The following is a 13,746-nucleotide window of genomic DNA, read 5'->3' on the forward strand; positions in this document are numbered from 1 at the left end:
GTGTAATATGGATAGTCAACTAAAATCGGATTTTGAAAAATCGAAATCAGGCGATAAAGATGAGCGGTATGAAGCTTATCAAAATATATTAAAGATAACGGATGAAAAAGTTGATTGGGCGTATGAAGTATGGGATCGACTGCTCGAGGACTTAACTCATAAAGATAACCACCAACGCTCTCGTGCAGCACAATATTTAGCTAACCTGGCTAAAAGCGATCCAGAGAAGCGGATGATGAAGGATTTCCCTAAGTTGTGGGAAGTCACCAAAGATGAAAAGTTCGTGACAGCCAGGCATAGTCTCCAATCGATATGGAAGGTCGGAATTGCTGGTCCATCGCAAAATGAAATGGTTATGGATTATATGGTGGAACGTTTTAAAAATGGTACAGATGAAAAAAATTACACTTTAATTCGCAATGACATACTTCAAAACATGAGAAATCTATATGACCATTTCAATGATGAAGCAATCAAACAAACCGCTTTAGATTTGATTGATACGGTCGATGACAAAAAGTATAGAAAAAAATACTTGGCCATATTTAAGTAGTACCTCTATTAGGAAGTTAGCTGGATATAGGAAGTATCTTCAGCTAACTGATTTTAAAACGGGAGATATTATCCATTAAAAAACAAAAGAAACAGCCCAGTAGCCGGTCTAATAGAAAATGGTCTTCTGATCTATTGCAACCACTAAAGAGGGCAGTAGAACATAAAAAGATGATTCCTGCCATTTACGGGAATCATCTTTTTATCAGGCTCCCTAGTTTTTTAAAATCTTCTGGATTTCAAAAGAGGTTCCTGCTTTTATTGGTTGACCCTCATCAGTTTCTTGTAAAAAGGGAATGGATGCGCTGGCTCCATCGCGGGAAATGGCGTTAGAGGCAGCTGACAGTTATCTCCAGTGCTTCTTCTGACCCCATTTCGTGATGAGCCTATCCCCTGCTTCCAATGAATCCAATACTCGAAAGGTTTGTTGTTCCGTACCGATGAGGAGGAAGAACTGATTTCGTTATTAGCCCAAGTATCGGTGGTAAAGCGTCTTTGCTTCTGTTATATCCTGCGTTCCGTGTATCAATGCACGACCGTCTTTGAACAGCACCATCCGTCTATTTTCCGTTGTAAAGGAAACGAGGTATGGGTTTTGTTCTACGTGTCCCTCTTGTTTGGCAAGCGTTTTGGCTACCTCTTCTAAACTCCATTCCCTATTTGCCGGAGGGCGGATTTGGACAGAATCACGCCCACATAATACGGCGGTTTTCATCTGTTGTTTGTATTCTAAAAATGGATAGACAGGATTTTCCCCACAGGAAGGGCAGCTGTCGTTTTTCATTTTAGATACGTTGATGGATGTATGCTGATTCTGCCAAAGATCGAAGGAGACGAGCTTCTGTCTGACGGCCGACCAATCTTCTACTAAAATCTTCATCGCTTCTACGGTTTGATGAGCCATTACCATTTGCACCGCAGGACTGATAATCCCTGCAGTGTCACAGGTCATACCACCAATGGGTACTCTATCAAGCAAGCAGTTCAAACAAGGGGTCTCACCCGGAAGGATCGTATAGCTGATGCCATAACTGCTCACACAAGCCCCATAGATCCATGGAATCTGATATTTTTGCGAGAGATCGTTCATCATCATCCTGCCATCAAAGTTATCGGTGGCATCCATCATGAGATCGACTCCATTTAACAAGCGTTCCATTTCAACAGGGTTTGCGTCCATGACGTAGGCATCGACTCGTACTTCACTATTCACTTCCATCAACCGTTGTTTGGCAGCTATTGCTTTTGGGAGACGGTCCTTGGCATCCCGTTCGGTATACAGCTGTTGCCTCTGGAGATTGCTCCATTCGACATAGTCGCGGTCGATCACTGTTAATCGCCCTACCCCTGCACGGACGAGAGCTTCTGCATTCCCTGTTCCAAGTGCTCCTGCCCCAAGAAGCAGAACGTGTTTGTCTCTGATCTTTTTCTGTCCGGCTTCTCCAATGGGAGAGAAAAGCGTCTGCCTGGAATAGCGATCATTCATGTCCGGCTCATTCCCTCCATCGGACTACTTGCTGTTGCATAGCGTTTCTTGGGAATCCTTCCTGCTTCATAACCGAGACGCCCGGCCTCGATGGCTAATTTCATCGCTTCCGCCATCTTCACTGGGTCTTCTGCTGCGGAAACTGCTGTATTCAATAATACGCCATCTGCGCCAAGCTCCATCGCCTGAGCAGCATCAGACGGGGATCCGATGCCGGCATCGACAATGACAGGCACCCTTGATTGCTCGATGATGAAACGGAGATTTTCACGGTTAATGATCCCTTGTCCAGAACCGATCGGGGAAGCTCCCGGCATAATCGCATGGGCACCAAGTTCTTCAAGCCGGCGGGCAAGAACGACATCATCGGACGTATACGGGAGAACCGTAAATCCTTCTTTTATCAGTTCCTCTGTTGCCTTAAGCGTTTCAACAGGATCCGGCAGTAACGTTTTGTCACAGCCGATCACTTCTACCTTGATCATATCGCAAAGACCCGAAGCTTTGGCTAACTTTGCATGTCGCACTGCTTCTTCCGCATTTTTCGCCCCCGCTGTGTTCGGAAGGAGAGTATACTTGTCTACATCGAGCTGTTCAAGGAAATTCGGCTGGCTCGGTTCAAAAATATTCATCCTTCTCACCGTAAAGGTAAGGATATCCGTCCCTGATACCTCCACAGCCTTTTTCTGTATATCAAAATCCGGGTACTTTCCCGTTCCTAACAGTAAACGGGACTGAAATTCCTGGCTACCGATTTTCAACATCTTCATCCGCCTCCTACAAATTGTACAATTTCAATGATATCTCCGTCTTGCACCTTGATTTCTGAGCGCGATTCCTTCTCGAGAATTGTTTCATTCTGTTCCACAATCACCACTCGCTGATCCAGTTGAAAATGACTTAGAAGATCACCGACCGTATGGATCGTTTCCGGGACGGTCAGCCATTCCCCATTGATTCGCAGTTTCATAGGTTCACTCCTCTGTGTGAAAAGTTTCCAGTCGTTATCCACTCATGAGGGACTTGTTTTCCTTCGATTAAGTCTGCAATTACTTTTCCGGTGATCGGCGACAATAAAATACCATTGCGATAGTGTCCGGACGCAATGAAAAGTCCAGAGTACTCCGGGTGTGGTCCCAGACATGGGATGGCGGCTTCTGTTTGTGGGCGAAGTCCTGTCCATGCTGTCTCCCACTCCGCCAACGCAAGTTCAGGCACTATCTGAGTCGCTTCTTTGATCAACGGAAATAATCCGCCAACGGTTACGGTTTCCTCAAACGTCCCAGGCTTCTCTGTCGCTCCGATCACCAGGCGCCCTCCTGCTTTCGGAACGATGTAACACCCTTTGGAAAAGAGAGTCCCCTGGATTAATCTGCGTCTCGTTTTAACAGAAAAACATTCCCCTTTTACTGGATACATATCCAGCACCGAATCCTGTTTTCCCAGCAGATCCTCGCTCCAGGCTCCGCAAGCGACCACTACATGATCCGCATCAAAGTCTCCTCTATTTGTTTTCACTCCTGTCACTTGCTGCCCCTCTTTGATCAAGCCTCGAACGTCTGTATACTCGAAAATCTCCGCTCCAAGCTCTACTGCTGACAAGGCAAAAGCTTTCGACAAATCAGGGGCGGAAACTTGGCCGTCGTTAGGGAGAAATAAGGCGCCACTGAGCTGGGAAGACACCGCAGGCTCTTTCCGTTGCAACTCTTCTGGCTCAATCCATCTGGCTTCTTCCCCCAGGTTTCGTTGGGCTTCTCCATATGCTAGCAGCTCTTCCCTTTCCCCTTCATTAGCAGCAATTTTATAAATGCCTTTTTGCTGCAATCCAATATCGATGCCGCTATATTGTTTCAACTCTTGTGATAGAGCCGGAAACATCGCCCGGCTTGCTTTAGCGAGCTGGAATAAAGAATCATCACCTTCCTTCAGTTCCGATTGGGCTCCAAGCATGCCAGCTGCGGCTGAAGATGCTTTACAAGCGATCGTCCCCCGTTCCAGAAGAAGAACACTGTGTCCCCGCTTGGCCAAATGATAGGCGATGGAACTGCCGATCACACCAGCACCGACAACAATCGTTTCATAATGCTTATTCATAACATCCTCCTTCATCGATTTCCGCCCGGTAAGCTTGAGCGGCTTTTACAGGATCTCCCTTCTTTAAAACGCCGGACATGACAGCGACTCCCCGGGCTCCAGTGCGAATGACATCACAAGCTCGCTCCGGGGTTATACCGCCGATTCCAACGACCGGGCATCCCACATGACGGACTATTTCACGTAAAGAGTCCAATCCTTTCCCCGCTTTTCCGGGTTTTGAAGAAGTGGGATAAAGATTTCCGTAAATCAGAAAATCCGCCCCTTCCTGATCCGCCACTATCGCCCCTTCTAAAGAATGAACGGATTTTCCTACATTCAGGGCGGGAAAGGTGTGTTTCACTTGGGAAACCGGCAGGCTGTGGTGAGTCAGCTGCACCCCGAAGCTTTGTGCCACGGAAGCTACATCGGCCCGGTCGTTGATGATGATGCGCTCCATCGGAAATCCGGCATTCGTCAATTGTTGCAGGCCGTCAAAAATTTCTGCCGCTGAGCGATGCTTTTCTCTAATATGGAGATAATCGACCTCCCGCTGTACCGATGTCACCATGTCGGTCAGTTCAGCAAAGGTCTGATCTCCTGTAGAAATCAAGTGAATGGATGGCCTCACCAGTTATCCTCCTTTTCCTGCCAATAGAGAAGTTCTCATGTCAAACGGCCATGCTTCCATTCTATAAGCCATTTCCCAGAACTGGTATTCATACTGACTGCTGATTACGAACAGTTCTTTCATCCGCTCGCGCTCTGCTTCTGTTTTCAATGCTGCCAGCTCATCGAGCCGCTGGATCTGCTCCTCTACCAATGTCCGAAACCAATCCCCGCCATAAGTGGCAATCCATTCTTGATAAATCGGTTCTTGTGGTTGATGCTCTTTCAAGTGCTCCCCGACCTCGTAATACAGCCAGTAGCACGGAAGAATCGTTGCGATGATATCACCTAAATCTCCGTGAAATGCTCCCCGGTACATATGGGATGCATACGCATATGCTGTCGGGGAAGGGGTGAACTCGTTGCGCTCCTGATCTGTTATCCCAAGCCTTTTTGAGAAATTTTCATGAAGCGCGAGCTCTGCTTCATAAGTACCCTGAGCATGAGAAGCCATACTGGCCATCGTTTTCATGTCCTCTGACTTAGCCGCACCCATCGCCTGCACTCTTGAAAAGTGGGATAAATAATAGGAATCCTGAAGGACGTAGTAGCGAAACTGCTCAAGCGATAACGTTCCTTCTCCAATCCCTTGTACAAACGGATGGTGAAAACTTGCCTCCCAAATGGGATCTACCGCTTTACGGATCTGTTGTGAAAATGTCATCGTCATTCTCTCCTCTTCCTGACGATCCACAGTCAAAAAAAAAAGACACAAAAAAACCACTTTCTTTAGGTGCGTAAAGAAAGTGGTTTCAGGTGTAAAATCTATTATGTAGCTTAAGATACACGCTAACTGCCACTTCCCTACGCTGGTATAAACCAGATCAGGTTCTAAGAGTCTTAAAGCTACACTTTAATCTCAGCCTTATGAGAAGGCACCCCTAGTGGATCGTCTATGAATTTAATGTTTTTCAATCATATCGTAACATGTTCAGAATATTTGTCAAAACATTCCTGGATGAGCTCAGTCGTATTAGTGCCTGACCCCCGCTTCGCTAAAGGGTTAACGGACTGGGGGTCAGGCACTTTCAAAGAGAAAAGAAAGAAGTTCATTACATCAGCTTCCTACAAACCTGCATATAGACTAACAGTTTGACTCATTTTCTACCCCATGGTTCCTACAAAGACTAACATACGCGAGCCTCTTTTTTAAACTCTACCACCAATCCATCGCCAGCTTCCTCTTTTTCTATCATCGTTTCATTTGGGCGTTAGGATTAGGTATTTTTATATCCAAAATTATCCCGCACAAAATTTTCCATTGGCAATATGATACCTTGAAATGTTTAATTTCCAAAATTTAAAAAAAGGGTGATCCAAAATATGGGGAATAAAAATTGTGGCAGAAGAATTGAAGTTCCAGGAAAATTACCAATCAAACCTAAAAAGCGTAAAAAGAAATGCAAACCAGAACAATGTCACGAAGATCCGAAACCTTGTACTTCTACTTGTAATTGCAACAATGAAGCCGCAGGTCCAAAACCAGCTCATTTAACCAATGATTGTGTATTGGTAAATTCATTAGTTGGTTCAAAAACCGTACAAAAAGTAGCAGAAACAACTTTGCCAATTTCACTTTTTGAGGGGTTAGTTGACTTAGAAGATATCGTATCTATAAATGTCGTGCCTAACTTAGATGCGATTACTCAAAATGCAAGAATTATTAGAGATAAAGTTGTAAATATTGGTCTCATACCAGCTACGATTACTATTACGATTGCAGGTATAGACTTACCGGTTACATTAAACACTACCATTCCTTTCCAAGAGCATACAGATTTCCCTGGAGCTTGTCCAGAAGACACGCTTCAAGAAACTCCGCTTGAAGTAGAGGGCATCTTTACTCAACCAGGCGTACCTGTTGTTGATGTTGCAGGCTTAACGCTTGTGGAAGGTATATTATTTAAAATCGTTTTACGTACAACAATTACGGTCACACGTCCAGTGATACAAGATCGCTTTGGTCAAGTGTGTGATGTGAATCCAAATAGATGTGATACCTCTACAACTGCTCCTTCTTTCACACTCCCTACACCAGAGAATGGTGGATTATTGGGTGGAGGTGGAGGCGGCGGAGTAGGCGTTTAATAAGTCTATAAATACAGCCAAAAGAGGCTGACACAAAACTCCGTCTTAAAATACAAGTAGAGCCTTACGAACCAAATGGATTCGCAGGGCTCCTTTTACATACCTTCCCTTTATTCAACCCCCACGCTAATTCACTTTCCATCCTATTTTTTGGCATATATAACGGATAAAAAAAGAAGCAAGCCCAAAAGGAACAACATAACAACAAATAACACGGCTTACTAGTGACCTTTTCAAATCACTTATCAACTTAGTAAACTATCAACTTCTTTCTTTAAATTACTATAGGTCACAGGGCTGCAAAATTTTTGAATCGTTGATAGTGATATCGATTTCTGTTCAAGAAAATTTTGATTAAGAAATGACGTTGTGAGGACGTAAAAATCCCAGCGATTTACATCTAAAATGTCATGATTTGATTTATCCTTATCAGTAAAGACACAAAATACATAACAATTTGAATTTCTTTGTGCCTCTGAGCTCATTTCTCCTGTGGAATAATCCCAAGCTTTTGCTTTAGATATACTAAAAACAATCTTAGAAGGCTGCTTTTGTTCCCAAGATTGGATATATGCAGATGACTTTACCTCTATAGAGTTTCCATTATAGACGAAATCCGCTTTATCCCACACCATCCTCGGTTCAGTTGTTAGTCCTAACGCATGCCCAACTAAAAATTCCGCTAATATTCCTCTATTCGTGTTACTTAATAGGTCTGAATAAGCCCAGCGCCAAAATTCAACAATTGTGGTCTCCGTTCCTTTTATTCGTAGATCTTCAGATATTTTAGAACTCATTCCATTACCCCTTTCTAAAGTTCAGAGCAGATGAATAGCCACCCCTTCCCCACCTTTCATTAATTGTACATATTGGCCTTAATCTTCCCGGATCTCATATAAAAAAGGAATAGAGACACTCGCCCCTTCACGAGAAATGGCAAGAGAGGCCGCTTTTGACGCCATTCTCAGCGCTTCTTCTGTCCGTTTCCCACATGCGACCATGCTCAGGAAGTAACCGAGGAATGTATCACCAGCAGCCGTCGTATCTACGACCTCTGTTGGAAAACTTTGTTGAGTGATCCTCTGCGATTCATCTTCATAGATCACACCTTCAGCTCCTAGTGTGAGGACGATTTTCAACTCTGGTGCTTGTTTTCTCAGTTTCATAAGCTGATTTTCCGTTTCTTTTTCTTTCATTAAAGTTTCCGCTTCCAGTTCATTCAGAATCAGATAACTCAGCTTTTTCAAATCCAGCTTTTTTAATTGGTCGGTCATCGGAGAAGGATTGAAGGCAAGGATCATCCCTTTTTCATACGCTCGGTCGAGAACCGTCTCGAGTACATTGAGCTCGTTTTGCATGACGAGCATGTCCCCTGCCTCAAAGTGATCCAGTACACGATGGATTTGTTCTTCTGTGATTTCTTTGTTCGCCCCGCCGAAAAGCAGAATACTGTTCTCCCCCGCATCCGTCACCTGGATAATCGCATGCCCGGTCACTGTTCCCGTTTCCTCAATGAATGTTGTATGTACGTCTTGGTCAGCGAGTTCCTTTTTTAAAAACAGCCCTTCAGGACCGATTTTGCCCGCATGAAACACATCAGCTCCCGCTTTAGCTAGAGCCACCGATTGATTCAGTCCTTTCCCGCCGGCAAAAACATCGTACCCACTGGAACTGAGCGTCTCGCCTTCCCTTACAAAATGAGGAACACGGTACACCCGGTCGATGTTCAAAGATCCGAAATTCAAAATTTTCATCTCATCACCTCAATTCTTTATATATATCAGCAATCGATCCCTATCACTCATTGTTCCTATCGAGGATTTTTTCTATTGCTCTAACCCCGCTACCCCGAAGCCACCGGCTCCAGAATGAGTCGAAATCATACCGCCCGCTTGGATCCATCTTATATTTTGGAATCCGTTTTCTTTGGCGATCTCATCCATCCGCTGCTTGATCCTTTCATCGAGCCCGATGGAATAGATAAAATAAAGCCGCTCACGATCGATATTGAATCCATTGAAGTAATCCCTCAAGAGTTTTTCCGTAGAACTAATCATTTTCCCGCGGTATTTCTTTGTAGAGATAAGCTTGCCATCCTTCAGCTCTATGCATGGCTTGATTTTCAACAAAGATCCAATCAGTGAAGCCATATTGCTAACCCGTCCTCCCGCTTTAAGGAACTCCAGGCTGCCTGGGATGAAAGCGAGCCTAGCTTTAGGAACGATTGCCTCTACTTTTTCAACGAAACGTTCTGCTTCCATATCAGGTTCTTTTTCCAAGACTTCAGCGGCATACAATACAATCCCAGCTAGTCCTCCTGTAACGTTCAGAGCATCTATAAGATAAATGTCTTCCAATTCTTCCGCAGCAATGACAGCATTTTGAAAAGAAGAAGACGCTTTTGATGTATAACCAATATGTATGATGATGCAATCGGGGAATTTCTCTCTTATAGATGCAAAAAACTCTTGGTACTCATGAGCATTCGTGGCAGTAGTGGAGGGTATTTTCTTCGTGCGTTCATAATAGTCATAAATGTCCTGGACCGGCAAAGAACCGTCTAAATAATCCTTTCCATCCATAATGATATGCATGGGGACTACTTGAACATTGTACTTTTCAGCTAAATCATTAGGTAAGTCGGCACCGCTTTCGGTCGATAGGATGATCCTTCGCATTCTATTTCCCCCTTGGTTATATATAGTTCCGCGTTCTCTCTTCCTGCTTTATGCTTTCACTATACAGGAGAATTCGAAATAAGAAAAAGAAGAATCATAGTTTGGAAGGGTCAACATTAGTGCCTGACCCCCGCTTCACTAAAGGGTTAACGCATCGGGGGTCAGGCTCCATCAAAATATGTTTAGGCTAATCTATTTTTAAAATATTTGGTTCACAAACTGAATCAAGAAATAAATACTGTAGCCTAGAACTGCCAGACCGCTTATTAAAAGAATAGCTTGTCTACTCTTTTTGTTCAGCCATCTTTCTCCAAGATGTAAAAGTATAGCTAATAAAACAAACCATAATAACGCACCAAATAAAACAGCTAATGGATAAACCATAGAGATGCTATTTCCATCATTTACGATTGGGGTAAGCAAGCCCATCCACCACAACACAGTAAAAGGGTTAAAAGTAGTTATTGCTATTCCTATCCAAAAGGCTCTAAAATAATGCCTTACCGGATTCATTAAATCCATCGTGCGTTTTTCTCCCACGCCTTGAACTGTCCTGATTTCTTTAAAAATACCCCAGGCAACATAAAAAAGTACAATACTTCCAAAAAGCCACAGAAAAGTGACAATGATAGAGTCTGATCCAATGAATGGCATGAGCCAAAGTAAAATAGCTGCTAAGACAATTGCATCCCCTGTGACAGCACCTGCCCCCACTAGGAGAGATGAAGCGAACCCATACTTCGTACCATGTTTTATTTCTTCCCCATTACTCGGGCAAGTGGGAGATGAGACAAAACCTATAATAAGGCCACTAAACAATAGTTTAAACATATACGAGCCTCCTATCATTTCTACAATTCTACAAATATCGAATTGTTATTAAAAAAATTATTCCCCCCCTTTAGATGTTTGAAAAAATTCAACTAACTGATCGATTGTTTTTTCTTCAACCCAGCACTCTATATTTTTGCCTTGGCGGTCCATGCGTATTAATCCCGTGCGCCTCAGTTCCTTAAGGTGATGCGAAACCGTGGAAGGTGCAATATTTAATCCTTCTCCCAATTCCCCCACTGTTAATCTCATTTCTTTCTCTGTGCTCAGTTCGCCAGGATTACAGTACTCGGCTAAATAAAGAAAAATATTTAACCGATGAACATTCGAAAGTGCTTTGAACATTTCACTAAATTGATTAAGATTTTCATTATTATAGTTCGACATGTTTCGAATTATAAAAGAATACTAAGTCATTGTCAAACTAACTCTTTATATAAAAGACCTCCGATAAGGAAACGTAACAATGACATAGCTTATTCATCAATTATTTTTGATTAAATTGTTGACTTTCTGACTTTTCTGACATACACTTTATATATCAAAATAAATTGATTTAAGGAGGAGATGATGTGGATAAATCCATTTCCTATACAGATGTCATTTCCTATACAGATGTATCGTTGAAAAATACTTTTAATCTTTATGAAAAGAAATTTAAAGCCTTAGCTGACCAAAAACGCCTTCATATTCTATATGAAATAACCCAACATGGTGAAGTCTGTGTTTGTGATTTATCAGAGAAGTTGCATCTTCCACAATCGAAATTATCCTACCATCTGAAAATCTTAATGGATGCCAAGCTTATTGAAAAAGAAACAAGGGGAACTTGGAGCTATTACACGTTAAACCATTCAGAAATAAATCATGTTTTATCTGAGGAACTTTGTTGTCTGTTTCGTCGAGACTAATTTTTTTAAACAATAAATCAAAAAAAATTGATTAATGGAGGACTGAAAATGAATGTACATGTAGGATTAAATGTAGTGGATCTGGAGAAGTCCATTGAGTTTTATAATCATGTTTTTGATGAAAAACCTGTGAAAAAGAAAGATGATTATGCAAAATACTTACCTGAGGGTCTTCAACTCAATTTCACCCTTAATGTAACACCTAAAGTATCTGGTAATCAGGTGGGCCATTTTGGGATTCAAGTGGAGAACCAAGAGGATATTGACCGGCATAAGCAGCGTCTTGAAAAACTCGGATTCTTCACTCGTGAAGAGAAGGATACAAACTGCTGCTATGCCCTTCAAGATAAATTCTGGATAACGGATCCAGAAGGCAATGATTGGGAATTTTTCTATACGAAAAAAGATGATGTTGGGAAAAATAAAGCTGAGCAGTCTTGCTGCAAATGAGGAGGAAACGATATGGATAACTTTTATGCTATTGAAAAGCGATTAGAAGAAATAAAGAGCAATAAAGCTAATATTTATTCTACCCCTATTCCTTCCCATAATAAAAAGGAATGGAACTTTAAAAAGCTAGTCTTTTGGAAAACCGACAATAGCAGTACTACCCCGTGTTGCACACCCTGCTGTTAACAATAAGGTAACCACACTTACTACAAGGGACTTTTGTTATTAAAGTTCCTTTTTAAGCCTGATCACTTTGTCTGATTGTTCTTTTGATTTACGACACATAATTTAGATGTATGGGGCATGAGTAGTAGAGTATTTCTTCTCTAATGCCCCATCTTTTTAAAACCAGAAATATGGTTGTTGGATTCGGAATACATCAATAGTAGCCTTACAACATAGGGTTTTGTCCCTTAATACTCGATACATTTAAATATCCTTCTTATTTCGGGCGACACCAGTTGCGTATGCTGCTTCAACAACTGCCTCCTTAATTTTAGGAACGACATTCTTGTTAAAAACCCCTGGGATAATATAATCTTCATTGAGTTCATCCTCAGGAATCACATCGGCAATAGCTTTAGAGGCGGCGAGCTTCATTTCATCATTGATGGTGGAGGCTTTACAATCCAATGCTCCTCTGAAAATGCCGGGGAAACATAACACATTATTCACTTGGTTAGGGAAATCAGATCTTCCGGTTGCCATCACTCTTACGTAGGGGTTTGCTACTTCCGGTGCTATTTCCGGATCAGGATTTGCCAGAGCAAAAACAATCGGGTCCTCGGCCATCTTTTTAATATCTTCTACTTGAAGGATATTGGCTGCAGCTACACCGATGAATATATCAGCATCCTGGATGACCGTTGGTAAAGGTCCTGTTTCACGGTTTGGATTGGTATTCTCTCCATACCATGTCCACATAGGGTTTTCATAATGCTCTTCCTTAGTGATTGCTCCCTCTTTATCTACACCGATGATGTTTTCCGCTCCTGCTTTTAACAGCATTTTGGTAATGGAAATTCCTGCTGCTCCGATGCCACAGACAACGATTTTACACTGCTTCAGATCTTTTTTCACCAACTTCAGGGCATTGATGACTCCAGCAAGGACAACGATCGCTGTTCCATGCTGATCGTCATGAAAAACAGGAATATCCAATTCTTCTTTTAGCCGTTCCTCGATTTCAAAACACCTTGGGGATGAGATGTCTTCCAAGTTAATGCCACCGAATGATGGACTTAATGATTTGACTATTTGGATGATATTTTCGGCATTTTCTTCATCGAGACAAAGAGGATATGCATTTATATCCGCCAATTGTTTGAAAAGCATGGCCTTCCCTTCCATCACCGGCATAGCTGCTTCCGGTTTCAATTTCCCCAATCCTAAAACAGCACTTCCGTCTGAAATGACAGCAACAGCGTTTCTTTTGATTGTCAGATTATGAGCAAGGGAAGGATCTTCATCAATCGCTTTACAAACCCTGGCGACCTCTGGTGTATAGACGTGGGATAATTCCTCCCTGTTATCAATGGAAAGCGTCGGTCTAACCTCGATTTTCCCACCAAGATGAACTAAAAATGTCCTGTCAGAAATGTGCTGTATAGTAACTCCGTCTAAATCATTGATCGATTGGACCATTGTTTCCTGATCCTCTTTGTTACTCACCTTAATCGTTAAATCCCTTATCGTTGTTTCTGCGCCTTCTTTGATGACATCAATAGCTGTTAAGTCCCCTTTGGAGTCACTAATGATGGTAGCAATCTCTCCAAAAGAATTATGATTTTTATTGATTTCCAAACGGAGAATAAGGTGCATATTCGATTGCGTCATAGTATTCATCCTTTCCTAAAGAGATGGGAGAAATCGTATGGTCCAGCTTTCCTAATAGTTGATGGAAAATGAATGCAATTCTTATTATGTGCCGTTACCTTAATAATATTTAGGACTAGACGAGTAACATGAGAGGGTGTCCCTCCTCCATTTTTTGGTATGAAAACATAGG

General features: G+C 42.4%; 17 protein-coding genes and 1 riboswitch. Of the genes, 5 read left to right on the forward strand and 12 right to left on the reverse strand.

Annotated features, from left to right (window positions below; genetic code table 11):
- The first annotated feature begins 7 nt into the window (after window positions 1–7).
- Window positions 8–553: a hypothetical protein gene (locus BMZ58_RS12255; RefSeq protein WP_075036845.1), complete on the forward strand. Its 546-nt coding sequence runs from the start codon at window positions 8–10 to the stop codon at window positions 551–553.
- A gap of 465 nt (window positions 554–1,018) precedes the next feature.
- Here the strand turns inward: BMZ58_RS12255 and BMZ58_RS12260 are convergent, their stop codons facing one another.
- The 6 genes from BMZ58_RS12260 to tenA are packed head-to-tail and all read right to left on the reverse strand — an operon-like array spanning window position 1,019 to window position 5,444.
- A complete protein-coding gene (locus BMZ58_RS12260) occupies window positions 1,019–2,038 on the reverse strand; it encodes a thiazole biosynthesis adenylyltransferase ThiF (protein ID WP_075036846.1) in 1,020 nt (339 codons plus the stop codon).
- Window positions 2,035–2,802 carry a thiazole synthase gene (locus tag BMZ58_RS12265; protein WP_075036847.1) on the reverse strand — a complete coding sequence of 256 codons (768 nt, stop codon included), beginning with the start codon at window positions 2,800–2,802 and terminating at the stop codon, window positions 2,035–2,037. Before BMZ58_RS12265 ends, BMZ58_RS12260 begins: the two co-directional genes overlap by 4 nt.
- Before the next feature lie 2 nt (window positions 2,803–2,804).
- Entirely contained in the window at window positions 2,805–3,008 is a 204-nt protein-coding gene (gene thiS, locus BMZ58_RS12270) for a sulfur carrier protein ThiS (protein ID WP_075036848.1), read from the reverse strand.
- On the reverse strand, window positions 3,005–4,132 hold the full coding sequence (thiO, locus tag BMZ58_RS12275) for a glycine oxidase ThiO (protein ID WP_075036849.1): 1,128 nt from the start codon (window positions 4,130–4,132) through the stop codon (window positions 3,005–3,007). The genes thiS and thiO overlap by 4 nt, the downstream gene beginning before the upstream one ends.
- The gene (locus BMZ58_RS12280) at window positions 4,125–4,742 is read right to left on the reverse strand and encodes a thiamine phosphate synthase (protein WP_083412712.1); all 618 of its coding nucleotides are present in this window, start codon (window positions 4,740–4,742) and stop codon (window positions 4,125–4,127) included. Before BMZ58_RS12280 ends, thiO begins: the two co-directional genes overlap by 8 nt.
- A gap of 3 nt (window positions 4,743–4,745) precedes the next feature.
- Window positions 4,746–5,444: a thiaminase II gene (gene tenA / locus BMZ58_RS12285; RefSeq protein ID WP_075036850.1), complete on the reverse strand. Its 699-nt coding sequence runs from the start codon at window positions 5,442–5,444 to the stop codon at window positions 4,746–4,748.
- A 120-nt stretch (window positions 5,445–5,564) separates the two neighbouring features.
- Window positions 5,565–5,673: riboswitch (TPP riboswitch) on the reverse strand.
- A gap of 430 nt (window positions 5,674–6,103) precedes the next feature.
- On the opposite strand from tenA, the gene BMZ58_RS12290 reads away from it, so the two are divergent.
- Window positions 6,104–6,868, forward strand: coding sequence for a hypothetical protein (locus BMZ58_RS12290; RefSeq protein ID WP_075036851.1), 765 nt, complete (start codon window positions 6,104–6,106; stop codon window positions 6,866–6,868).
- Between the two features lie 245 nt (window positions 6,869–7,113).
- Here BMZ58_RS12290 and BMZ58_RS12295 read toward each other — a convergent pair whose 3' ends face one another.
- From BMZ58_RS12295 to BMZ58_RS12315, 5 genes are all read right to left on the reverse strand, one after another.
- Complete coding sequence (locus BMZ58_RS12295; RefSeq protein ID WP_075036852.1) at window positions 7,114–7,665, reverse strand: hypothetical protein; 552 nt, start codon at window positions 7,663–7,665, stop codon at window positions 7,114–7,116.
- A gap of 78 nt (window positions 7,666–7,743) precedes the next feature.
- Window positions 7,744–8,622 (reverse strand): ribokinase, encoded by an 879-nt coding sequence (locus BMZ58_RS12300; RefSeq protein ID WP_075036853.1) that lies wholly within the window; start codon window positions 8,620–8,622, stop codon window positions 7,744–7,746.
- 72 nt (window positions 8,623–8,694) lie between these two features.
- Window positions 8,695–9,546, reverse strand: coding sequence for a DegV family protein (locus tag BMZ58_RS12305; protein WP_075036854.1), 852 nt, complete (start codon window positions 9,544–9,546; stop codon window positions 8,695–8,697).
- 198 nt (window positions 9,547–9,744) lie between these two features.
- Complete coding sequence (locus BMZ58_RS12310; protein ID WP_075036855.1) at window positions 9,745–10,377, reverse strand: LysE family translocator; 633 nt, start codon at window positions 10,375–10,377, stop codon at window positions 9,745–9,747.
- A 57-nt stretch (window positions 10,378–10,434) separates the two neighbouring features.
- Window positions 10,435–10,764 carry an ArsR/SmtB family transcription factor gene (locus BMZ58_RS12315; RefSeq protein ID WP_075036856.1) on the reverse strand — a complete coding sequence of 110 codons (330 nt, stop codon included), beginning with the start codon at window positions 10,762–10,764 and terminating at the stop codon, window positions 10,435–10,437.
- A 215-nt stretch (window positions 10,765–10,979) separates the two neighbouring features.
- Here BMZ58_RS12315 and BMZ58_RS12320 point away from each other — a divergent pair, with 215 nt between their 5' ends.
- Genes BMZ58_RS12320 through BMZ58_RS21155 form a run of 3 tightly spaced genes read left to right on the forward strand, consistent with a single transcriptional unit; the run spans window position 10,980 to window position 11,924 of the window.
- On the forward strand, window positions 10,980–11,288 hold the full coding sequence (locus BMZ58_RS12320) for an ArsR/SmtB family transcription factor (RefSeq protein WP_279626135.1): 309 nt from the start codon (window positions 10,980–10,982) through the stop codon (window positions 11,286–11,288).
- Between the two features lie 48 nt (window positions 11,289–11,336).
- Complete coding sequence (locus tag BMZ58_RS12325; RefSeq protein ID WP_075036857.1) at window positions 11,337–11,738, forward strand: ArsI/CadI family heavy metal resistance metalloenzyme; 402 nt, start codon at window positions 11,337–11,339, stop codon at window positions 11,736–11,738.
- 12 nt (window positions 11,739–11,750) lie between these two features.
- Window positions 11,751–11,924 carry a hypothetical protein gene (locus BMZ58_RS21155; RefSeq protein ID WP_167360072.1) on the forward strand — a complete coding sequence of 58 codons (174 nt, stop codon included), beginning with the start codon at window positions 11,751–11,753 and terminating at the stop codon, window positions 11,922–11,924.
- Between the two features lie 243 nt (window positions 11,925–12,167).
- On the opposite strand, the gene BMZ58_RS12330 is transcribed toward BMZ58_RS21155, so the two are convergent.
- Window positions 12,168–13,583: an NAD-dependent malic enzyme gene (locus tag BMZ58_RS12330; RefSeq protein ID WP_083412716.1), complete on the reverse strand. Its 1,416-nt coding sequence runs from the start codon at window positions 13,581–13,583 to the stop codon at window positions 12,168–12,170.
- Window positions 13,584–13,746: the final 163 nt, after the last annotated feature.

Source organism: Halobacillus dabanensis, from assembly GCF_900114165.1.
In the GTDB taxonomy this organism is placed as follows: domain Bacteria; phylum Bacillota; class Bacilli; order Bacillales; family Halobacillaceae; genus Halobacillus; species Halobacillus dabanensis.